The following is a 20,230-nucleotide window of genomic DNA, read 5'->3' as shown; positions in this document are numbered from 1 at the left end:
TCTCCCCTGGAAGGGGAGGGAATGATCTTGCTAATAGCGAGGATCAGTAGCGTAGGTCATGCTGGCGATAGCCTGCGTGACACCTGATGTTTATAAAACCTCACCACGAAGACCCGAAGAAAAATTAATCTACTTCGAGACTTCGTGTCTTCGTGGTAAAAAAATAGTCCGATAGATGGAATGTCAGGTAGCGCTGCGCGCAACGTCTAAGTACTAAGTACTAAGTACTAAGTACTAAGTACTAAGTACTTAGAACTAAGCACTCAGCACTCAGCACTTTATCATTCCGCCAATGCCATCGCCGAGGTGGCGTCGTCGCTGTGGGTCGGTTGCAATATGGTGTTGTGTGGCGGGTGGCTGTCGTTACGTTCGGGGTAGTCGATGTTGTAATGCAGGCCGCGGCTTTCGTGTCGGGACATGGCGGAGCGGATGATCAAGCCGGCCACCAGGGCGAGGTTGCGCAGCTCCAGCAGATCATTGGTGACGCGGAAGTTGCCGTAGTATTCATCGATTTCCGACAGCAGCAATTGCACGCGGTGTTCGGCCCGCTGCAGGCGCTTGTTACTGCGCACGATACCGACATAGTCCCACATGAAACGGCGTAACTCATCCCAGTTATGGGTGACGACCACTTCCTCGTCGGAATCGGTTACCCGGCTTTCGTCCCAGTCCGGGACAATCACGTCGTCCGGTTCGTTTTCGGCTTTTTGTTGACGGATATGCAGACTGGCGGCCTGGGCGAAGACCAGGCACTCGAGCAGGGAGTTGCTGGCCATGCGGTTGGCGCCATGCAGCCCGGTGAAAGCGGTCTCCCCGATTGCATAGAGGCCGTCCAGATCGGTTTTGCCATGCAGATCGGTCAGGATACCGCCGCAGGTGTAGTGGGCGGCCGGCACCACCGGGATGGGCCCCTGGGTCAGGTCGTAACCGAATTCCAGGCAGCGCTGGTAGACCGTTGGGAAATGCTCGCGAATAAAGTCGGCCGGTTTGTGGCTGATGTCCAGATAGACGCAGTCGGCCCCCAGCCGTTTCATTTCATGGTCGATGGCGCGGGCCACGATGTCGCGCGGCGCCAGTTCCCCACGGCTGTCGAACTGTTCCATGAACGTGGCGCCGTCGGGCAATTTCAGTTTGCCGCCTTCACCGCGGATGGCCTCGGTGATCAGAAATGACTTGGCGTGGGGATGGTACAGACAGGTCGGGTGGAACTGGTTGAATTCCATGTTGGCGACCCGACAGCCGGCACGCCAGGCCATGGCAATGCCGTCACCGGTGGAGGTATCGGGGTTGCTGGTATAGAGATAGACCTTGCTGGCCCCGCCGCTGGCCAGCACCGTCTGGCCGGCGCGAAAGACCCGGACCCTGTTGGCCTCGCGATCCAGCACATAGGCCCCCAGACAGCGGTTGTGATCCCGCCCCAGCTTGGCGCCGGTGATCAAATCCACCGCGATATGGTTCTCGTAGAGGCGGATATTGGGGTGGCGGCGCACCTCCTTTTCCAGGGTGGTCTCGATCGCCTTGCCGGTGGCATCGGTGGCATGAATGACCCGACGGTGGGAGTGGCCGCCCTCGCGGGTCAGGTGGTATTCGCCCGGCTGTGCATCGTCGCGGGTGAAGGCGAGCCCCTTGTCGATCAACCAGCGGATATTTTCCGCGCCGTGCTGGACGGTAAATCGCACTACCTCTTCGTCGCAGAGACCGGCACCGGCCTCCAGGGTATCCGTGATGTGGGATTCGAGGCTGTCATCGGGGCCAAGCACCGCGGCGACCCCGCCCTGGGCGTAGAGGGTCGAGCCTTCCTTTAATACTCCCTTTGAAATCAATGAGATAGAGTAGTCGTCGGCCAGTCGCAGGGCCAGGCTGAGGCCGGCGGCGCCGCCTCCAATAACAAGGACGTCGGTTGATATTTGCATGAACGTTATCGGGCCTGGCTGTATGAATCGGAATGATTTGCCGAAGCATTTCTCCTCGCGGCAAGATAGAATTAGAATTGTACGGATTACGGCGAGGATTGTCACAATCCCGCTATCCGCAAATATAACCAGAAAACTGGCGGCCAGGCGAACTCTCCGATGCGATTGCGGTCAATAATAGCAAGTATTCGGGTGACTGGCCCATTTTTAGGGGGAAGTGGCCCGAATGGGCAGTAAGACGACGGATCAATTGCTTGTCGAGCGAGTACAGGCCGGTGATAAGAAAGCTTTCGACATTCTGGTGATGAAATATCAGCAGCGGGTCATGAAAGTGTTGTCCCGCTATGTGCGCAATCATGCGGAGCTGGAAGATCTGGCGCAGGAGACGTTTATCAAGGCGTATCGTGCACTGCCGCGGTTTCGGGGTGACAGCGCCTTCTATACCTGGATATACCGAATTGCCATCAATACCGCCAAAAACTTTCTGGTTGCCCAGGACCGGCGCCCGCCGGCCGATGATGTTGAGGCCAGTGACGCGGAACATTTTGAGGGTGAGTCGGGTCTTAAAGAGTATGCAACCCCGGAAAAGGAAGCGCTCAGGGACGAGATTCAGCAGGTCATTATGCAAACCATCGACGATCTGCCCGATGACTTGAAAACCGCCATCACCTTGCGTGAACTCGAGGGGATGAGCTACGAAGAAATAGCCGAGGCAATGGATTGTCCGATTGGGACTGTCAGGTCACGGATTTTTCGCGCCCGTGAGGCAGTGGACAAAAAACTGAAGCCGTTACTCGGTTAATTATGGTGTGGTGATACTATGAGCAACAACAGCGACGAAAAATTATCAGCATTTATGGATGATGAACTTCATCCGGATGTTCTTGAATCCCTCAAGCAGGATACCGAAACCCGGGGACGTTGGGCCCGGTATCATCTGATTCGGGATGTGCTGTCGGGACACAATGAGACGGTTTGTTCCCCGTCATTTGTCGACCGGGTCAGCAAGGCCCTGGATGATGAGCCGACTATCCTGCGTCCGATACGCCAAAAGGTCACCCATACCGTTCGGCAGGCAGCCGGCCTGGCGATTGCCGCCACCGTTGCCACGATAGCGGTATTGACGGTGCAGCAAAGCGATGTGACAGGTACATCGGGATCGCAGACGTCTATCGCCAGCGCGAATAACGCCGTCGAGGAATATCGTAATGTCAGTGGCAATTCATCGGCCCATTCGCCGATTGACAGTGAAGTGCAATCCAAGCTCAGTAATTACCTGATCAACCATAACGAATATTCCGCATCTTCCCGAATGCAGGGCATGCTGCCCTATATGCGGATTGTCAGCGTGACGCCCTCGGAACGTGTCGTTACTCGTGTCGATGAGAAATAAACTGGCATCGGCCCTGTTCGGGGGCATGGTTCTACTGCAGGGCGCCTGGGCCTCGGAGACTGATGAAGTCCAGCCATGGCTGGAAAAGATGCATGAGGCCGCGCACATGCTCAATTACGAAGGAACTTTTGTTTACGGTCAGCAGGGCCAGCTGAGTTCTATTCGGATTATTCACAGCGTGACCGAAACCGGCGAGCGTGAACGGCTTGTCGCCATGGACGGATCAGGTCGCGAGGTACTGCGTGACGGGGACCGGGTGACCTGTATCTATCCGGACAGCCAGTCGGTGATGGTGGAAAAAAGCCGGCCCAGAGCCAAATTCCCCCCGACCTTTCCGGTGAAAGTCGGGGCCCTGGATAACTTCTATCGCCTGTCACTGGCCGGTAAGGACAAGGTTGCCGGTGAGCCGGCACAGAAAATACTGATTCGTCCTCGCGATAATCTGCGTTACGGGCATGCCTTGTGGGTGCATGAGAAAACGGGTTTGTTATTAAAAACCGAATTGCTGAATGAAGATAACAGGCCGGTTGAACAGTTCATGTTTACCCAGATCATTTTCATGGACGAAATTCCCGAAGAGGCATTGCAAGCGGACATTAATAAAGAAAACTTCACCTGGTATGAAGTCGACGAAACACGGCAGCAGACTGAAAATGACCGCAACACACCCTGGCAGGTGACCGAGCTGCCCTCGGGATTTGAACAGGATATGACCCGGATGCATCAGATTCCGACCAGCATCATGCCGGTCGAGCACCGGGTTTATTCCGATGGTCTGGCCTCGGTATCGGTGTTTATCGAAGAAAATGATGACAAGGACGAGGACAACCTGTTTGGCGGATCGCACATGGGCGCGGTGAATGCCCATGGTCGTACACTGAATGGTTACCATGTCACCGTGGTCGGTGAAGTGCCGCATGAAACCGTCAAAATGATTGGTGAGTCCGTAGAATACCGGGAGTCACCATGATCGAAGAGACCGCCGTCGTGGTAGAGTGCGAGGGCGATTATGCCTGGGTCGAAGCACAACGCAAGTCGTCCTGCGATCAATGCCAGGTTAAAAAGGGCTGTGGCACGTCGGTTCTGGCCAGGGTTGTTGGTCAGAAAAGCAGTCGCATGCGGGTGCTGAATTCGTTACAGGTCCATGAGGGCGAGTCCGTGATAATCGGCCTGCATGAATCCGCGATGCTGAGCGGTTCGATGGCGGTTTATCTGGTACCGCTGCTGAGTCTGCTGCTGTTTGCTATTACCGGTCAGGAGGTGGCGGAGCAGTTGCTGATTCCGGCGACGGAACTGGTATCGATTGTATTTGCCATAATTGGTATGCTGGTGGCGATTGTCTGGCTGCGGTTGTTTACCCGGCGCATTGCCAATGACAGCCGCTATCAACCGCAAATTCTGCGCCGTTTGCCATCCGCCGGCTTATCCGGTTCGAATATCGTACATTCATAAGCAAATCGCTTTCGCAATAATTCAAGAGGCATCAATGAAGGCTCGTATTGTTAATCTGTTGAGCATCTTTCTGATTCTGGGCTTTTTTGCAACCCCGTCCCAGGCACTTCTGGGCGGCACTAACAAATTGCCCGATTTCACCGAACTGGTGGAAGAAAACAGCGCCGCAGTGGTGAATATCAGCACGACCCAGAAAATCAGTCGCGACCACGGCATGCCGCGCGGCTTCGAGGGTATGCCTGAATTTCCCGAAGGTTCTCCCTTTGGTGATTTTTTCGAGCGTTTCTTTGGCGAACGGGGTGAGGGTCCCGGTCCCGGTCCGGACGAGGAGTTTGACAGCCAATCGCTGGGCTCCGGCTTTATTATCAGCTCTGATGGTTATATCGTCACCAACTATCATGTGGTCAAGGATGCCGAGGAGATTACAGTCCGTTTGAGTGATCGGCGTGAATTGAAAGCCGAGATCATTGGCAGTGACAAGCGCAGTGATATGGCCCTGCTCAAGGTGGAAGCGACGGATCTGCCAGTGGTGACGATTGGTGATTCGGAAAACCTGAAGGTCGGCGAATGGGCGATGGCGATCGGGTCACCGTTCGGCTTTGACCATTCGGTCTCGGTCGGAGTAATCAGCGCGATTAATCGAAGTCTGCCGCGTGAGAACTACGTGCCGTTTATCCAGACCGACGTGGCCATCAATCCGGGGAACTCGGGCGGCCCGCTGTTCAATCTGGATGGCGAGGTCATCGGGATCAACTCCCAGATTCTGACCCGTTCCGGCGGTTTCATGGGCCTGTCGTTTGCAATCCCCATCGACGTGGCCATGGGTGTGGTCGAACAGCTCAAAAGCGACGGCAAGGTCAGTCGCGGCTGGCTGGGTATCCTGATCCAGGATGTCAATCGCGAGCTGGCCGAGTCCTTCGGTATGAAGAAACCGATGGGCGCCGTGGTATTGCAGGTGGTGCCCGACAGTCCGGCCGACAAGGCCGGTTTCCGGGAAGGCGACGTGGTGGTGGAATTTGCCGGCAAAACCATTCACCGCCAGTCGGATTTGCCTCTCGCCGTGGCCTCGTATCCGGTGGGCAAGGAAGCGAAGGTCAAGATCATCCGCGAAGGCAAAAAACGGACGCTGACGGTCAAAACCGGCGAGTTGCCGCCCGAGGAAGAGCTGGCCCAGGCCTCACCCGAGCAGCCCTCAAGCGACGGCGAGAGCACGACCCTGGGCATGGTGCTGCAGGATCTGACTCCGGAGCAGCGCAAAAAGCTGGATCTCGACGAGCGGGGCGTACTGGTCAAGGAGGTGCGTGAAGGCGCGGCGGCCGAGGGGGATATCCGCCCGGGGGATGTGATCCTGATGATTAACCACGAAAATATCACCAGCCGTGAACAATTTGAAAAACTGGCGGGCGATCTGCCCCGGGGCAAGCTGTTGCCGATGCTGGTGCAGCGGGGCAAGCAACCGTTGTTTATGACCATCCGGCTCGAGGAATGAGCGAGCCAGTGCGCCTGACCCTGTATTTGCGCAGCGGTTGCCACCTGTGCCAGGCAATGCTGGGGCAATTGCAGGCGCTACAGGCGCAACACGATTTCCTGCTGGATACGGTGGATATCGACGGCGATCCGGCGCTGGAGACGGCCTACGGCGAGCTGGTTCCGGTACTCAAGCACGGGGAGAGGGAGATTTGCCATTATTTTCTGGAGTTTGGCAAACTCCAACAGTATTTCAGCCAGGCCTGAAATTGGTTACAATTCCGCACACCTGAAATAGTCCTATTCAGGCAACGCTCCGAATCCAAAAAGGCGCAATTGTGCGCCTTTTTAGTATGACTCAAGGTGGAATGTGACCGACCTTTCCCAGATACGCAATTTTTCCATTATCGCCCATATCGATCACGGTAAATCCACCGTGGCGGACCGGATTATCCAGATGTGCGAGGGCCTGTCCGAGCGCGAAATGAGCGAACAGGTTCTCGATTCGATGGACCTGGAGCGCGAACGGGGCATTACTATCAAGGCCCAGAGCGTCACCCTGAATTATCACGCCCGGGACGGCAAGACCTACCTGCTGAACTTCATCGATACCCCCGGGCATGTGGATTTCTCCTACGAAGTCTCGCGCTCGCTGGCCGCCTGTGAAGGGGCGCTGCTGGTGGTGGATGCTTCACAGGGAGTCGAGGCGCAGAGCGTGGCCAACTGCTACACCGCCATCGAACAGGGGCTGGAAGTGCTCCCGATCCTCAACAAGATCGATTTGCCGGCGGCCGAACCGGACCGGGTGATCCAGGAGATCGAGGAGATCATCGGCATCGAGGCCAAAACCGCCGCCCGGGTCTCGGCCAAAACCGGCGAGGGGATGAGCGAGTTGCTCGAGGAGATCGTGCACCTGATCCCGCCGCCCGAGGGCAATGTGGACGCGCCCCTGCAGGCGCTGATTATCGACTCCTGGTTCGACAACTACCTGGGGGTGGTGTCGCTGATCCGGGTCAAGCAGGGCACCCTGCGGCGCAAGCAGAAGATCCGCATCATGGCCGCGGATCGTAACCACCAGGTGGATCGGGTCGGAATTTTTACCCCCAAAAAGCGTGATACCGAACAACTGCACGCCGGCGAAGTCGGCTTCATGATCGCCGGTATCAAGGAGGTCGACGGCGCACCGGTCGGCGATACCATTACCGACGCCGCCAACCCGGCTGCCGTGCCGCTGCCCGGTTTCAAGCCGATCCAGCCGCAGGTCTTTGCCGGTCTGTTTCCGGTGGAAGGCGATGATTACGAGGGACTGCGTGAAGCGCTTTCCAAGCTGAAACTCAACGACGCCGCGCTCTATTATGAACCGGAGACGTCACAGGCGCTGGGCTTCGGCTTCCGTTGCGGCTTTCTGGGTATGCTGCACATGGAGATCGTGCAGGAGCGACTGGAACGTGAATACGGACTGGATCTGATTACCACCGCGCCCTCGGTCGTTTATGAGGTACTGAACCGGCATAACGAGCTGCTGAACATTGAAAACCCGTCCGAGCTACCCGAGCCGAATGATATCGAGGAGATTCGCGAGCCGATTGTTCGGGCCTCGATACTGGTTCCCCAGGCCCATGTCGGCAATGTGATTACCTTGTGTGCCGAAAAAAGGGGAATACAGAAAAAAATGCAGTACCTCGGCAGCCAGATACTGCTGGAATATGAGTTGCCGATGAACGAGATCGTCCTCGACTTTTTCGATCGGCTCAAATCGGTCAGTCGCGGTTATGCCTCGCTGGATTACGAGCTTATCCGCTTCGACCCCTCCAATCTGGTCAAGCTGGATATCCTGATTAATGGCGAAAAAGTCGATGCTCTGTCGATTATTGTGCATCGGGATCAGGCCGAATACCGCGGTCGCGATCTGGCTGAACGCATGAAAGGGATCATCCCCCGGCAGATGTTCGAAGTGGCGATTCAGGCGGCGATCGGTTCCAAGATTATCGCTCGCGAGTCAGTCAAGGCGCTGCGCAAGAACGTAACGGCAAAATGTTATGGCGGTGACGTCACGCGTAAGCGCAAATTGCTGGAAAAACAAAAAGCCGGTAAACGGCGCATGAAACAGGTCGGTAAAGTGGAAATTCCGCAGGAAGCCTTTTTGGCTGTGCTTAATGTAGGGAAAGAAAAATGACATTTGATTTTGAACTGTTGCTGGTATTGGCTACTGTTATCAGTGGGGTCATCTGGGTTATTGATGCGCAATACTTTGCCAAGCGTCGGCAACCTCTTCAAACAGAGGACAAAGAAGGCGAAACTGAAACAAACGAGCCTTATCTCGTTGAGTTTTCACGTTTTTTGTTTCCGGTCGTTCTGGTGGTGCTGGTGCTGCGAAGCTTTGTTGCCGAACCGTTCAAAATCCCGACCGGTTCCATGTTGCCGAGCCTGGAAGTTGGCGATTTTATTCTGGTCAACAAATTCGCCTATGGCCTGCGTCTGCCGGTCGGACACCAGCGTATTCTGAATCTCAGTGATCCCGAGCGGGGGGATGTGGTTGTGTTCCGCTATCCCGAAAACACGAATATTGACTATATCAAGCGGGTAGTCGGCCTTCCGGGAGACGAGGTGGCCTACTATGACAAGCGGCTCTATATTAATGGTGAGCCGGTACCTCAGAAGCCGGTTGACGAATCGGAGCAGGGTGATTACCGGGAGCTTCGTTATAAAGAGACGTTGGGCGAAGTTCGTCACGATATTCTGGTGAATCCGGTTTCGTCGGCGCGGGACTTTGTTGTCAATGTGCCGGAAGGGAACTATTTTGTAATGGGAGATAATCGGGATAACAGCCGTGACAGTCGGGTCTGGGGATTTGTCCCCGAAGAGAACCTGGCCGGTAAAGCGTTTTTAATCTGGATGAACTGGGATTGCACTTTTAGTGAAATGATCACGCTGGACTGTCAAATGCCCAGCTGGAACAGGATTGGCAGTATTATTGAATAAAACCGAAACAAGGAAAAGAGTATGACAAGCATAAGACAACAACAAGGACTGGGCGCGATTGGCTGGCTTTCGGTACTTGCGCTAATTGCTATTTGTGCCTTGCTCTTTCTTAAAATCGTGCCGGTTTACATGAATTCGATGACCGTTGGCTCGATTCTGTCGGGCATGGAAGAGGACCCTGAGATGGGATCCAAGTCACCCGGCGAGCTTAGCGTTACGCTGAGAAAGCGCCTCAATATCAATTCGATCACGGATATTGATCGGGATGAAGTCTATATTGAACGCGGCGTCAAAAACACCACTATCGAGGTCGACTACGAAGTCCGTAAGAATCTTGTCGGAAATATTGATGTTGTGCTGTCATTCAATAAACGTGCTGAAATTCCAAGGTAATAATGCGAAACCCGGAAAAACTCTGTCGTCAATTGGGATATGAGTTCAAACAACCCGAACTGCTGGACATAGCGCTGACGCACCGCAGCTACGGTTCCCGAAATAACGAACGCATGGAATTTCTCGGCGACGCGGTTCTGGGTTATCTCGTCAGCGCTGAACTCTATCGACGTTTTCCTCAGGCCAGCGAAGGGGCCTTGAGTCGGTTACGAGCCAGTCTGGTCAAAGGCGAAACATTGGCTTCAATTGCGACCGAACTGGAACTGGGCGATTACATGAGCCTGGGTTCCGGCGAATTGAAAAGCGGTGGCCATCGCCGGCGCTCAATTCTGGCGGATGCCTTTGAAGCGATTATCGGGGCGGTCTATCTGGACAGCGGCATGGATAACGCCAGCCGGCTCGTACAGCGATTTTTTGATGACCGATTCTCCCGGGTCGATCCTGATACCCTGGAGAAGGATCCCAAGACCCGTCTGCAGGAATATTTACAGGCCCGGGGGAACGAATTGCCTGACTACCAGGTCGTGGCGACGGAAGGAAAAGCCCATGAACAGCGTTTCCGGGTCGAGTGTAAAATTGGTACATTCGACGCGACAGTTGTTGGCGAAGGCACCAGCCGGCGCAAGGCCGAACAGGCGGCGGCCGAGAAAATGTTACAGGCACTGACAAACTGATATGAAAAATGAAACTTTTCGTTGTGGTTATGTCGCCTTGGTCGGGCGCCCCAATGTCGGCAAATCCACGCTGATGAACCACTTGCTGGGGCAGAAGCTCAGCATTACCTCCCGCAAACCCCAGACGACCCGGCATCGGATCATCGGGATCAAGACCACGGAACACGCTCAGATCGTCTATGTGGACACACCCGGCATTCATCAACAGGCCAAAAAGGCGATGAACCGGTTTATGAATCGTGCTGCCAGTTCGGCGATTGATGATGTCCATGTTGTGGTTTTCGTCGTTGAGGCCCTGAAATGGACGGACGAAGACGAGATGGTCCTGTCCGCATTAAAAGATATCAGCGTGCCTGTCATACTGGCGGTCAATAAAGTGGATCGTCTCAAACAAAAAGAAGAGTTGCTGCCTTTTTTACAAATGCTGCACGAGAAGCTCAATTTTTCTGAAGTCGTACCGATCTCGGCCAAAGGGGGTACCAATCTGCCGCAGCTGGAGTCAGAAATTATCCATCACCTGGACGTTTCTGAAGCGTATTATCCCGAGGATCAGTTGACCGATCGCAGCAGCCGTTTTCTGGCGGCGGAGATCGTGCGTGAAAAACTGATGCGCAATCTGGGCCAGGAGCTGCCCTATGCCACGACCGTCGAGATCGAGAAATTCGAGGAACTGGAACGGCTGAACCGGATTCATGCCCTGATCTGGGTAGAGCGGGATAATCAGAAGTCTATCGTCATTGGCGAGAAGGGCGAACGGCTGAAAAAAGTCGGCCAGCAGGCGCGTCTGGATATGCAGAAGCTGTTCGACAAGAAGGTCCATCTCGAACTCTGGGTCAAGGTCAAGGCCGGGTGGTCGGATGATGAACGCGCACTGTCCAGCCTGGGTTATCGGGACGACCATTGACCCCAAAGTAGCCCAAACCCATGCCGGCGGACCATCGTCAACACTTGCAATACGGCTTTATCCTGCACAGCCGGCCGTATCGCGATACCAGCAGCCTGCTGGAAATCTTTACCCGTGACGGGGGCCGGGTCTCGCTGGTCGCCCGGGGCGTTCGCGGTAGTCGCGCGCGCAATAGCGCCCGTCTGGAAGCGTTTGTCCCGTTGCTGTTTTCCTGGGCCGGCCGCGGCGAGTTGCGAACCATGACCGCCGTGGAATCCGCCGGTGGGGTTTTTACGCTGCCGGGCAGTCGCATCATCAGCGGGTTTTACATGAACGAGCTGATCCTGCGATTGTTGCACCGCGACGATCCGCATCCCGAACTGTTTGTCTGTTATGAACGGGCTTTGCAGGCCCTGCTAGATGAGTCCAGGCCCCAGGAAGCGGTACTGCGTCGTTACGAGCGGGAGTTGCTGGACGAGCTGGGTTACGGGCTGCAATTGATGGAAGACGCGCACAGCGGCGAACCGCTGCACGCCGACAGCCAATATTGTTATCATCCGGAGCAGGGACCGATACAGCAGCCGGATCGGCAGCAAGCGGATTATCCACTGATCAGCGGGCGCACCCTGCTGGCGATTCGCGACAACGATTACCGCGATCCGCAAATACTGCGCGAAGCCAAGATCCTGATGCGGTTTTTGCTCAGCCAGCATCTGGACAACCGGCCGCTCAAGTCCCGCGAGCTCTACTGGCAAAGTCGTGACTTGTAAGTTGCTAGTATCTAGCGACTAGTAACTAGAAACTGATTTTTACCGAGGTAACCACTCCGTGTCCGACGCAAGCAATGAAATTTTACTGGGTGTCAACATCGATCACATCGCGACCCTGCGCCAGAGCCGGGGGACCCTGTATCCCGAGCCCATCCAGGCGGCGTTGCTGGCCGAGCAGGCCGGCGCCGATTCCATTACCCTGCATCTGCGCGAGGATCGACGGCACATTCAGGATCGCGACGTGGCGATGTTGCACGATATCCTGCAAACCCGGATGAATCTGGAGATGGCGGTCACTGATGAGATGCTGGCCATTGCCGAAAAAATTCAACCGGCGGACTGTTGTCTGGTGCCCGAACGACGCGAGGAGCTGACCACCGAAGGCGGCCTGGATGTCAAAGGTCAGCGCACGCGGATCGCCGAAGCCTGTCGGCGCCTGGCGGATGCCGGGGTGCGGGTCTCATTGTTCATCGACGCCGAGCCGGAACAGATCGCGGCGGCGGCCGACTGCGGCGCGCCGGTGATCGAGATTCATACCGGCCATTATGCCGATGCCGATTCAGCCGCGGGTCAACAGCGGGAATTTGTGAAAATTGCCGAGGCGGTGGAACACGGTGTGGCCGCGGGCCTGCAGGTCAATGCCGGTCACGGGTTGCATTATCACAATGTCTCCCGGATCGCCGCACTGCCGGCAATTCGCGAGCTGAACATCGGCCATGCGATTATCGCGCGCAGTCTCTTTACCGGTCTGGAGGAGGCGGTGCGGGAAATGAAACGGCTAATGGTAAACGCCCGGGTGAACCAGGGCGTTTAACCGCTCAGCGCCGATCATCGTGGCGCACCGGCAGAGGCGCAAGCAGAGAAACGGTCTTTGGCTTACCGCTGCCTGTCCCGGGCGTCAGGCGTTCACTCATCCCGCCGGAGCTGTTCGGTCAGTTGCGGGCCCTGTTCCAGCAGACGTTCGATCTCCGCGGCCAGTTGGGCAAAACAGGCTGTCAGCTCGGCTTTGTTCTGCTGCTTGATACATTCCTCCATGGCCCGGGCCGCCTCGCGCAGCGCGGGGACACCGCAATAGACGGTTGAGCCGTACAGCTTGTGGGCGTGATCCCACATGGCATCGGCCCGGTCATCGGCAATGGCCTGCTGGAGTTGCTGGCGCAGCACGGGCAGATCGTCCAGCAGCATGCCGAACAGCTCCCGGGCCAGGCTTTCACTGCCCCCGGCCTGTTCGAGTGCCTGATCTTTGTCCAGGAGCGCCCGGTTGTCGGTTGATGATGAATTCTCCGCCATACTCTCAGTAATCCGGTTCGTCCGATTCCCGGACAGGCCGGCTGGACGGTTTATTCTCGTTCTGGTATCGGTTATGGGCAAAATGGTAGCGGGTAATGAAAAGTCATGCCAGAACAAGGTAAACTGTCCCGATGAATTATCCCACGATTGAAGCTTTCGTCGGCAATACGCCGCTGGTGCGCCTGCAACGCCTGCCCGGCGAGACCAGCAATACCCTGCTGGTCAAGCTGGAGGGCAATAATCCCGCCGGCTCGGTCAAGGATCGGCCGGCGCTGAGTATGATCCAGCACGCCGAACAGCGCGGTGAAATCCGACCCGGGGCGACCCTGATCGAGGCGACCAGCGGCAATACCGGGATTGCCCTGGCCATGGCGGCGGCGATCAAGGGCTATCGGATGATACTGATCATGCCCGAGACGATGAGCGTCGAGCGCCGCGCCGCCATGAAAGCCTACGGTGCCGAGCTCGTCCTGGTCAGCGAACAGGAAGGCATGGAAGGGGCCCGGGATCGGGCCGAGCAAATGGCCGCCGACGGGCAGGGCAGGCTGCTGGATCAGTTTTCCAATCCGGATAACCCGCTGGCCCATTATGAAGGCACGGGGCCCGAGATCTGGCGGGATACGGACGGCAGCGTGACCCATTTTGTCAGCGCCATGGGGACCACGGGCACCATCATGGGGGTTTCCCGCTACCTCAAGGAGCAAAGTCCGGCGGTGCAGATCCTCGGCGTCCAGCCGACCGAGGGATCGAAGATTCCGGGTATCCGGCGCTGGCCCGAGGCCTATCTGCCGCGTATTTTCGAGGCCGCCCGGGTGGACCAGACTCTGGATGTCAGCCAGCAGGCCGCCGAGGAGACCACCCGCGCGCTGGCCGCGCAGGAGGGGATTTTCTGCGGGATCTCCTCCGGCGGGGCGGTGGCCGCCGCGCTGCAATTGTCACAACAGGTGGAGCAGGCCACCATTGTCTCGATCATCTGTGATCGCGGCGATCGGTATCTCTCCACCGATGTTTTCCCCGCCTGATCCGGTTGCGCTGCATGACGCTGTTTGCCAAACCCTGTCCCCGGTCAGGTAACCGACCGGCATCTGATCACTGATCCGTTTTTATGTCACGCAAACGTCGCAGCCTGCCGAGCGAACCCGTCGTCGCCAGGATCGAAAATATGACCCAGGAAGGCAAAGGGGTTGCCCGGATCGCGGGTAAAACCGTCTTCATCGATGATGCCCTGCCCGGCGAGCAGGTGGAGTTTGTCTATACCCGCAGCCGGCGCAACTATGACGAAGGCCGCCTGCATCAGGTGCTCGAGGCCGCCCCGGCACGGATCGAGCCGGCCTGTGACCATTTCGGACTCTGCGGCGGTTGCCGTTTACAGCATGTCTCCAGTGAGGAACAGGTCCGTCTCAAACAGCAGATTCTGCTGGAGGATCTGGCCCGTATCGGCCATGTGACGCCACAGACGGTCTTACCGCCGCTGACCGGTCCGGTGTGGGGTTACCGTAACAAGGCCCGGCTCGGCGTCCGTTATGTGGATAAAAAAGAAAAAGTCCTGGTCGGGTTTCGCGAGCGGGGCAGTCACTTTCTGGCACAACTGCAACACTGCAAAATTTTGACCCCGCCGCTGGGTGATAAACTGGTGGAACTGGGCGAACTGATCGGTCGGCTCAGCTGTTACCGACGCATTCCCCAGATTGAAGTGGCGGCCGATGATGAAAAGATCGCCCTGGTATTTCGCAACCTGGAGCCGTTGACCGAAGCGGATAGGGCCTTGCTGGTCGACTATGGCAAAACGACCGGCTTTGTCATTTATCATCAGCCCGAGGGACCGGAGAGTATCACGCTGCTGTATCCGCAACAGGCAACTTTGCGTTATTCGATTCCGCAGTTCGATGTCAGCCTCGAGTTTCAGCCGGCCGACTTTATCCAGGTCAACAGCGACATCAACCGGCGCATGATCAGCCAGGCCCTGCAATGGCTTGAGCCGCAGGCCACGGATCGGATCCTGGAACTGTTTTGTGGCCTGGGTAACTTCTCCCTGCCGCTGGCGCGTCATGGCGGCGACGTGGTCTCGGTGGAAGGCGAGGCGCAATTGATCGAGCGGGCGCGGGCCAATGCCGCATCGAACGGGATCGAGAATGTCCGCTTTCATGTCGCCAACCTGTTCGAGCCGACGGATCACGAACCCTGGATCAGGGGGCAACAGTATGACAAGGTCCTGCTGGATCCGCCGCGCAGTGGTGCCGCCGAAATAGTGCCATATCTGGCGGCCAGCGGCGCCCGGCGTATTGTGTATGTTTCATGTAACCCCGCTACCCTGGCCCGGGATGCGGGCGAACTGGTCAACCGTCATGGCTATCGTCTGCAACAGGTCGGTATGATGGATATGTTCCCGCACACGGCCCATGTGGAAACCATGGCCCTGTTTACCAAAGGCGCCTGATGGCAACCGAGATTGAACGTAAATTCCTGATTCGTGATGATCGCTGGCGCCAGCAGGCTGACGCGGGACAACGTATTGCACAGGGGTATCTGATCGGCGCCCGGGATGCCTCGGTGCGTGTTCGCATCGAGGGCGATCAGGCCAACCTGAATATCAAAAGCGCCACGCTGGGGATATACCGGCAGGAATACGAGTATTCCATCCCGCTGGAAGATGCCCGCGAGATGCTGGACAATCTGTGTGAAAAACCGATTATCGACAAAGTCCGCTACCATGTGTCGCATGCCGGCCATCTGTGGGAGATCGATGTCTTTGAGGGGGAAAATGTCGGCCTGGTGGTGGCGGAGATCGAACTGGACAGCGAAGATGAAGCGTTTGAACAGCCGGACTGGCTCGGTCAGGAGGTCTCCGACGATGCACGTTATTACAACGTCAGTCTGGTCAATCACCCCTATAAGGATTGGCAGTGATGCCTGAACAGATTGAGATCAAAGTCAGTGTGACGCGCCAGGAATTGTCTGTGCTGGAGCAGGGCCATTGTGTTGCCACGTTTTCCGTCTCAACCGGGAAAAACGGCGTCGGTGAACGCAATGGCAGTGAACAGACCCCCCGGGGGCAACACAAGATTCGCGCCAAAATCGGTGCCGGACAACCGGTCAATACGGTATTTGTCGCGCGGCGCCCCACCGGCGAGATCTACTCGCCGGCTTTACGTGAACAATATCCCGGGCGTGACTGGATTCTGACGCGGATTCTGTGGCTCAGCGGCCTGGAGCCGGGTATCAACCGGCTGGGCGTGGTGGATACCATGCGTCGCTATGTCTATATCCACGGCTGCCCCGACGAGGACAAAATGGGTGTACCGGGTTCCCATGGCTGTATCAAGATGCGCAACACCGATATTCTCACGCTTTTCGACATGGTACCGTATGGTACCCGAGTCCTTATAGAAGAATAGGCAAACAACGATGTCACTGGGTCCTGTCATGCTTGATATTGCCGGTACGGTCCTCTCCGATGAAGATCGGGCGGTACTGCTGCATCCGCATGTCGGTGGTGTCATCCTGTTCACCCGCAACTTTGAGTCCGTCGAACAACTGCATGCCCTGATCAGGGAAATCCATGCACTGCGAGAACCCCGCCTGCTGGTCTCGGTCGATCACGAGGGCGGTCGTGTGCAGCGCTTTCGCGACGGCTTCAGCCATATTCCGCCGGCACGTCTGTTTGGCCAGCTCTATGAACAGGATCATCAAAAGGCCCGGGTATTAACCCGGCAGGCCGGCTGGTTGATGGCGATCGAATTGCGCGCCCTGGAGATTGATTTCAGTTTCGCCCCGGTGCTGGATCTGGATTACGGGGTCAGCAATGTCATCGGTGATCGTGCCTTTCATCATAAACCGGAAATCGTTGCCGAACTGGCCCATGCCTGGATGCAGGGAATGGCCGATGCCGGCATGGCGGCTACCGGCAAGCACTTTCCCGGCCACGGTGCGGTGGCGGCGGACTCCCATCACGCCATTCCGGTCGACGGCCGTGACTATAATGAGATTTATGCCCACGACATACTGCCGTTTCGCCGCATGATCGGTTACGGCCTGAGCGCCATCATGCCGGCACACATTATTTATGACAACATTGATCGACTCCCGGCCGGTTTCTCCCCCGTTTGGCTTAAACAGATCCTGCGCGAGCGACTGCAGTTTCAGGGTGTGATTTTCAGCGACGATCTGGATATGGAAGGGGCCAGTGTGGCCGGCGAGCAGTATAGCGATCGGGCCCGGTCGGCCCTGCAGGCCGGGTGTGATATGGTTCTGGTTTGCAATAACCGCACTGCCGCTGTCGAGGCGCTCGACAATCTGGGCGAGTATAACGATCCGGTGGCGCACCTGCGACTGGCGCGCATGCACGGCAGGGGCGAGGTGGAACGACAGCAACTGCATAGCTCAAGCCAATGGCGCCAGGTTACCGAGCATCTGGATAAATACAGCGCGAATCCGACGCTGGCATTCGATTTTTAGCAACAGGCATATAAAGAATGGACATGCTTGAACTGATTACCCACTATGTCGATCAGCTGCTGGGCGGCAACTGGTGGATCGTGCACAGCTTTATCATCATTTTCGCCACGCTGTTGCTGGATTTTATTCAGAGACGGGTTCTGAAGCGTCTGGAGAAGCATCTTCAGCCAACCAAAAGTATCTGGGATAATTCGCTTGTCTATTCGATCCGCCATCCGATAACCCTGTTTATCTGGGTTCTCGGTGCTTCGTTTATCATGGCGCTGTTCGAATTCGAGATCGTCCGTGCGGTGCGGGAAGTCGCCGCGATCATTGCCATCGCCTGGGCGCTGATGCGCTTTGTGGAACAGATGGAGAAAAATATTCTTCAGCGCAATGATTTTGAAGACAAACCGATTGATCGAACCACGGCAGATGCTATTGCCCAGTTGGTGAAAGTGTCGGTGCTCATCACCGCCACCCTGGTGATGTTGCAGACCCTGGGTGTTAATATCTCGGCGATTATCGCGTTTGGCGGTATCGGCGGGATTGTGGTCGGTTTTGCCGCCAAGGATATGCTGGCCAATTTCTTCGGTGGCATGATGGTCTACTTTGACCGGCCCTTTGCTATCGGGGACTGGGTACGCTCTCCGGATCGGAATATTGAGGGGAATGTCGAGAAGATTGGCTGGCGACTGACGGTTATCCGCACCTTTGACAAACGGCCGATTTATGTACCCAATGCGCTGTTCTCCACCGTTGTGGTGGAAAATCCTTCACGCATGTTCAATCGACGGATTTTCGAGACCATCGGCTTACGCTACTCGGATATGGCTGTATTGCCGAAAATTATTGATGACGTCAAGGCCATGCTGCAGTCTCATCCGGAGATCGACCAGGAGCAGACCCTGATTGTCAACTTCAACACTTTCGGCGATTCATCGCTCGAGTTCTTTATTTATACGTTTACCAAGACGGTTAAATGGATCGAGTTTCACGAAGTCAAACAGGATGTGCTGTTCAAGATTAGTGACATCATTGCTCATCATGGTGCCGAGGTTGCCTTCCCGACCCGTACACTGCATATGCCGGATCTGATCGAAGGTGCGGCTTTACCCCAAACTCCAACAAAATAATCATGAATATTGAAACTGTGAACCAGACACTGTCCGAGGCGGATTGCCTCTACGATCAGCAACAGGTCGAAGCGGCGCTGGACAAGATGGCCGCAGCCATGACCCAGGTGCTTAAAAACAGCGATCCGCTGGTTTTATGTGTCCTGACCGGGGCGATTATCCCGGCCGGCCATTTACTGACCCGGCTGAACTTTCCCATGCAGATCGATTACATTCATGCCACCCGCTACGCCGGCGAGACCAGCGGTGGCGAACTCAACTGGCAGGTGCGGCCCAGTCACCCGCTGGCGGGGCGCAATATTCTGATTATCGATGATATTCTCGACGAGGGGATCACCCTGGATGCGATCATGGCGCATTGCCGTGCCGAGGGTGCCAGCGAGGTCTACAGTGCCGTGCTGGTCGAAAAACAGCATGATCGTAAAAATGGCTTGCAGGCGGACTTTGTCGGTCTGCGAACCGACGATCGCTATCTGTTTGGTTATGGAATGGATTACAAAGGCTATTTGCGCAATGCACCAGGAATCTACGCAGTAAAAGGGTTATAACATGTCAAAAGTCGCAATAATCGGCGGTACCGGACTGACCAGTCTGCAAAACCTGGAAATCTCCGGTCGTGAGATCATGCATACGCCGTATGGCGAACCCTCCAGTACCCTGGTGCGGGGGACGCTGGGTAATAACGATGTACTGTTTTTACCGCGTCACGGCTCGGGGCATACGATCACGCCGCATCGTATTAATTACCGCGCCAACCTCTGGGCTCTCAAGGAGGCGGGCGCCGAGATGATCATCGCAATCAACGCCGTCGGCGGGATTCAACCTGAGTATCAGCCCGGCTGTCTGGTAATACCCGATCAGATCATCGACTATACCTGGGGGCGCAATAACACATTTTTCGAAGAAGGGGACAACCCGGTCGTCCACGTCGACTTTACCTGGCCCTATTGCGAAACCTTGCGCCAGTCCCTGTTACAGGCGGCCAGCCAGGCCGGTGTCGACGTAATCAAGCAGGGCACCTATGGCGCTACCCAGGGGCCGCGACTGGAAACCGCAGCGGAGATCAACAAGCTCGAAGCTGACGGCTGCAACACCGTCGGCATGACCGGCATGCCCGAAGCGGTACTCGCAAGGGAACTGGAAGTCTGTTATGCGTCAGTCGGGGTGGTTGCCAACACTGCCGCCGGCCGGCATGAGGGGGAGATCACCATGGAAGAGATCGAACAACACCTGGCCGAAGGCATGAAAAACGTCCGCACCCTGCTGGAACACGTGATCCCATTGTTATAAATAGCTAGGACTCTGGAAGTAACGCAAAGGACGCGAAGGCGCAAAGAACGCAAAGTTTTATTTGTTAACTATTTTTCTTTGCGTCCTCTGCGCCTTTGCGAGCTCCGCGTTATTTGCGGAGAATACATAAGAGAATGTTACTCCGTCGAACTA

23 protein-coding genes are annotated in these 20,230 nt (G+C 56.3%); 21 read left to right on the top strand and 2 right to left on the bottom strand.

All coding sequences use genetic code 11. The features are described 5' to 3' along the window. Nucleotides 1-281: 281 nt before the first annotated feature. Complete coding sequence (gene nadB, locus EDC23_RS06755) at nt 282-1,913, bottom strand: L-aspartate oxidase (RefSeq protein ID WP_134082342.1); 1,632 nt, start codon at nt 1,911-1,913, stop codon at nt 282-284. 226 nt (nt 1,914-2,139) lie between these two features. Between nadB and rpoE the strand changes: the two genes are divergently transcribed. The 13 genes from rpoE to pdxJ all read left to right on the top strand — a co-directional run bounded on the left by rpoE (nt 2,140) and on the right by pdxJ (nt 12,741). After that, a complete protein-coding gene (gene rpoE, locus EDC23_RS06750) occupies nt 2,140-2,715 on the top strand; it encodes an RNA polymerase sigma factor RpoE (RefSeq protein WP_134082339.1) in 576 nt (191 codons plus the stop codon). A gap of 18 nt (nt 2,716-2,733) precedes the next feature. Continuing rightward, nucleotides 2,734-3,306, top strand: a complete 573-nt coding sequence (locus tag EDC23_RS06745) for a sigma-E factor negative regulatory protein (protein ID WP_134082336.1) — start codon at nt 2,734-2,736, stop codon at nt 3,304-3,306. Between the two features lie 25 nt (nt 3,307-3,331). Then, complete coding sequence (locus tag EDC23_RS06740) at nt 3,332-4,276, top strand: MucB/RseB C-terminal domain-containing protein (protein ID WP_208321302.1); 945 nt, start codon at nt 3,332-3,334, stop codon at nt 4,274-4,276. Next, on the top strand, nt 4,273-4,758 hold the full coding sequence (locus tag EDC23_RS06735) for a SoxR reducing system RseC family protein (RefSeq protein ID WP_134082331.1): 486 nt from the start codon (nt 4,273-4,275) through the stop codon (nt 4,756-4,758). Before EDC23_RS06740 ends, EDC23_RS06735 begins: the two co-directional genes overlap by 4 nt. A 34-nt stretch (nt 4,759-4,792) precedes the next feature. Further along, entirely contained in the window at nt 4,793-6,247 is a 1,455-nt protein-coding gene (locus EDC23_RS06730) for a DegQ family serine endoprotease (RefSeq protein WP_134082328.1), read from the top strand. Next, entirely contained in the window at nt 6,244-6,492 is a 249-nt protein-coding gene (locus EDC23_RS06725; RefSeq protein ID WP_208321301.1) for a glutaredoxin family protein, read from the top strand. The genes EDC23_RS06730 and EDC23_RS06725 overlap by 4 nt, the downstream gene beginning before the upstream one ends. Before the next feature lie 103 nt (nt 6,493-6,595). Beyond that, nucleotides 6,596-8,401, top strand: a complete 1,806-nt coding sequence (lepA, locus tag EDC23_RS06720) for a translation elongation factor 4 (protein ID WP_134082326.1) — start codon at nt 6,596-6,598, stop codon at nt 8,399-8,401. Beyond that, nucleotides 8,398-9,207: a signal peptidase I gene (gene lepB / locus EDC23_RS06715; protein ID WP_134082323.1), complete on the top strand. Its 810-nt coding sequence runs from the start codon at nt 8,398-8,400 to the stop codon at nt 9,205-9,207. The genes lepA and lepB overlap by 4 nt, the downstream gene beginning before the upstream one ends. A 21-nt stretch (nt 9,208-9,228) precedes the next feature. Continuing rightward, nucleotides 9,229-9,600 (top strand): DUF4845 domain-containing protein, encoded by a 372-nt coding sequence (locus tag EDC23_RS06710; protein ID WP_134082319.1) that lies wholly within the window; start codon nt 9,229-9,231, stop codon nt 9,598-9,600. A 2-nt stretch (nt 9,601-9,602) separates the two neighbouring features. Further along, nucleotides 9,603-10,274: a ribonuclease III gene (rnc, locus tag EDC23_RS06705; protein ID WP_134082316.1), complete on the top strand. Its 672-nt coding sequence runs from the start codon at nt 9,603-9,605 to the stop codon at nt 10,272-10,274. Between the two features lies 1 nt (nt 10,275). Next, nucleotides 10,276-11,178 (top strand): GTPase Era, encoded by a 903-nt coding sequence (gene era / locus EDC23_RS06700; protein WP_134082314.1) that lies wholly within the window; start codon nt 10,276-10,278, stop codon nt 11,176-11,178. Between the two features lie 20 nt (nt 11,179-11,198). Beyond that, on the top strand, nt 11,199-11,927 hold the full coding sequence (gene recO / locus EDC23_RS06695; protein ID WP_134082311.1) for a DNA repair protein RecO: 729 nt from the start codon (nt 11,199-11,201) through the stop codon (nt 11,925-11,927). Between the two features lie 58 nt (nt 11,928-11,985). Continuing rightward, complete coding sequence (gene pdxJ, locus EDC23_RS06690) at nt 11,986-12,741, top strand: pyridoxine 5'-phosphate synthase (protein ID WP_134082308.1); 756 nt, start codon at nt 11,986-11,988, stop codon at nt 12,739-12,741. 92 nt (nt 12,742-12,833) lie between these two features. Here pdxJ and EDC23_RS06685 read toward each other — a convergent pair whose 3' ends face one another. Further along, on the bottom strand, nt 12,834-13,217 hold the full coding sequence (locus EDC23_RS06685; RefSeq protein WP_134082305.1) for an Hpt domain-containing protein: 384 nt from the start codon (nt 13,215-13,217) through the stop codon (nt 12,834-12,836). Nucleotides 13,218-13,348: 131 nt separating this feature from the next. Between EDC23_RS06685 and cysM the strand changes: the two genes are divergently transcribed. The 8 genes from cysM to EDC23_RS06645 all read left to right on the top strand — a co-directional run bounded on the left by cysM (nt 13,349) and on the right by EDC23_RS06645 (nt 20,077). After that, nucleotides 13,349-14,239 (top strand): cysteine synthase CysM, encoded by an 891-nt coding sequence (gene cysM / locus EDC23_RS06680; RefSeq protein WP_134082302.1) that lies wholly within the window; start codon nt 13,349-13,351, stop codon nt 14,237-14,239. A gap of 83 nt (nt 14,240-14,322) precedes the next feature. Continuing rightward, complete coding sequence (gene rlmD, locus EDC23_RS06675) at nt 14,323-15,654, top strand: 23S rRNA (uracil(1939)-C(5))-methyltransferase RlmD (RefSeq protein ID WP_134082300.1); 1,332 nt, start codon at nt 14,323-14,325, stop codon at nt 15,652-15,654. Then, nucleotides 15,654-16,124 (top strand): CYTH domain-containing protein, encoded by a 471-nt coding sequence (locus EDC23_RS06670; RefSeq protein WP_134082298.1) that lies wholly within the window; start codon nt 15,654-15,656, stop codon nt 16,122-16,124. The genes rlmD and EDC23_RS06670 overlap by 1 nt, the downstream gene beginning before the upstream one ends. After that, nucleotides 16,124-16,612 carry a L,D-transpeptidase gene (locus EDC23_RS06665; protein WP_208321300.1) on the top strand — a complete coding sequence of 163 codons (489 nt, stop codon included), beginning with the start codon at nt 16,124-16,126 and terminating at the stop codon, nt 16,610-16,612. The genes EDC23_RS06670 and EDC23_RS06665 overlap by 1 nt, the downstream gene beginning before the upstream one ends. A 10-nt stretch (nt 16,613-16,622) precedes the next feature. After that, nucleotides 16,623-17,672 (top strand): beta-N-acetylhexosaminidase, encoded by a 1,050-nt coding sequence (gene nagZ / locus EDC23_RS06660; RefSeq protein WP_134082295.1) that lies wholly within the window; start codon nt 16,623-16,625, stop codon nt 17,670-17,672. A 17-nt stretch (nt 17,673-17,689) separates the two neighbouring features. Beyond that, entirely contained in the window at nt 17,690-18,787 is a 1,098-nt protein-coding gene (locus tag EDC23_RS06655; RefSeq protein ID WP_134082292.1) for a mechanosensitive ion channel family protein, read from the top strand. Next, nucleotides 18,784-19,335, top strand: a complete 552-nt coding sequence (locus EDC23_RS06650; protein WP_208321313.1) for a hypoxanthine-guanine phosphoribosyltransferase — start codon at nt 18,784-18,786, stop codon at nt 19,333-19,335. The genes EDC23_RS06655 and EDC23_RS06650 overlap by 4 nt, the downstream gene beginning before the upstream one ends. Before the next feature lies 1 nt (nt 19,336). Then, nucleotides 19,337-20,077: an S-methyl-5'-thioinosine phosphorylase gene (locus tag EDC23_RS06645; protein ID WP_134082286.1), complete on the top strand. Its 741-nt coding sequence runs from the start codon at nt 19,337-19,339 to the stop codon at nt 20,075-20,077. Nucleotides 20,078-20,230 lie beyond the last annotated feature (153 nt).

The sequence above is a fragment of the Thiohalophilus thiocyanatoxydans genome, assembly GCF_004366735.1.
GTDB lineage: Bacteria > Pseudomonadota > Gammaproteobacteria > UBA6429 > Thiohalophilaceae > Thiohalophilus > Thiohalophilus thiocyanatoxydans.
Note: the sequence above shows the minus strand (reverse complement) of the source record. Positions and strands in the feature narration are given on the sequence as shown.

Coding starts and splice junctions, on each gene's coding strand:
- EDC23_RS06670 (WP_134082298.1), top strand. CDS start 15,654: ATGGCAACCGAGATTGAACGTAAATTCCTGATTCGTGATGATCGCTGG.
- EDC23_RS06735 (WP_134082331.1), top strand. CDS start 4,273: ATGATCGAAGAGACCGCCGTCGTGGTAGAGTGCGAGGGCGATTATGCC.
- EDC23_RS06665 (WP_208321300.1), top strand. CDS start 16,124: ATGCCTGAACAGATTGAGATCAAAGTCAGTGTGACGCGCCAGGAATTG.
- rlmD (WP_134082300.1), top strand. CDS start 14,323: ATGTCACGCAAACGTCGCAGCCTGCCGAGCGAACCCGTCGTCGCCAGG.
- EDC23_RS06725 (WP_208321301.1), top strand. CDS start 6,244: ATGAGCGAGCCAGTGCGCCTGACCCTGTATTTGCGCAGCGGTTGCCAC.
- era (WP_134082314.1), top strand. CDS start 10,276: ATGAAAAATGAAACTTTTCGTTGTGGTTATGTCGCCTTGGTCGGGCGC.
- EDC23_RS06730 (WP_134082328.1), top strand. CDS start 4,793: ATGAAGGCTCGTATTGTTAATCTGTTGAGCATCTTTCTGATTCTGGGC.
- rnc (WP_134082316.1), top strand. CDS start 9,603: ATGCGAAACCCGGAAAAACTCTGTCGTCAATTGGGATATGAGTTCAAA.
- EDC23_RS06740 (WP_208321302.1), top strand. CDS start 3,332: ATGGTTCTACTGCAGGGCGCCTGGGCCTCGGAGACTGATGAAGTCCAG.
- EDC23_RS06655 (WP_134082292.1), top strand. CDS start 17,690: ATGGACATGCTTGAACTGATTACCCACTATGTCGATCAGCTGCTGGGC.
- EDC23_RS06710 (WP_134082319.1), top strand. CDS start 9,229: ATGACAAGCATAAGACAACAACAAGGACTGGGCGCGATTGGCTGGCTT.
- cysM (WP_134082302.1), top strand. CDS start 13,349: ATGAATTATCCCACGATTGAAGCTTTCGTCGGCAATACGCCGCTGGTG.
- lepB (WP_134082323.1), top strand. CDS start 8,398: ATGACATTTGATTTTGAACTGTTGCTGGTATTGGCTACTGTTATCAGT.
- rpoE (WP_134082339.1), top strand. CDS start 2,140: ATGGGCAGTAAGACGACGGATCAATTGCTTGTCGAGCGAGTACAGGCC.
- nadB (WP_134082342.1), bottom strand. CDS start 1,913: ATGCAAATATCAACCGACGTCCTTGTTATTGGAGGCGGCGCCGCCGGC.
- EDC23_RS06745 (WP_134082336.1), top strand. CDS start 2,734: ATGAGCAACAACAGCGACGAAAAATTATCAGCATTTATGGATGATGAA.
- recO (WP_134082311.1), top strand. CDS start 11,199: ATGCCGGCGGACCATCGTCAACACTTGCAATACGGCTTTATCCTGCAC.
- nagZ (WP_134082295.1), top strand. CDS start 16,623: ATGTCACTGGGTCCTGTCATGCTTGATATTGCCGGTACGGTCCTCTCC.
- EDC23_RS06645 (WP_134082286.1), top strand. CDS start 19,337: ATGTCAAAAGTCGCAATAATCGGCGGTACCGGACTGACCAGTCTGCAA.
- EDC23_RS06685 (WP_134082305.1), bottom strand. CDS start 13,217: ATGGCGGAGAATTCATCATCAACCGACAACCGGGCGCTCCTGGACAAA.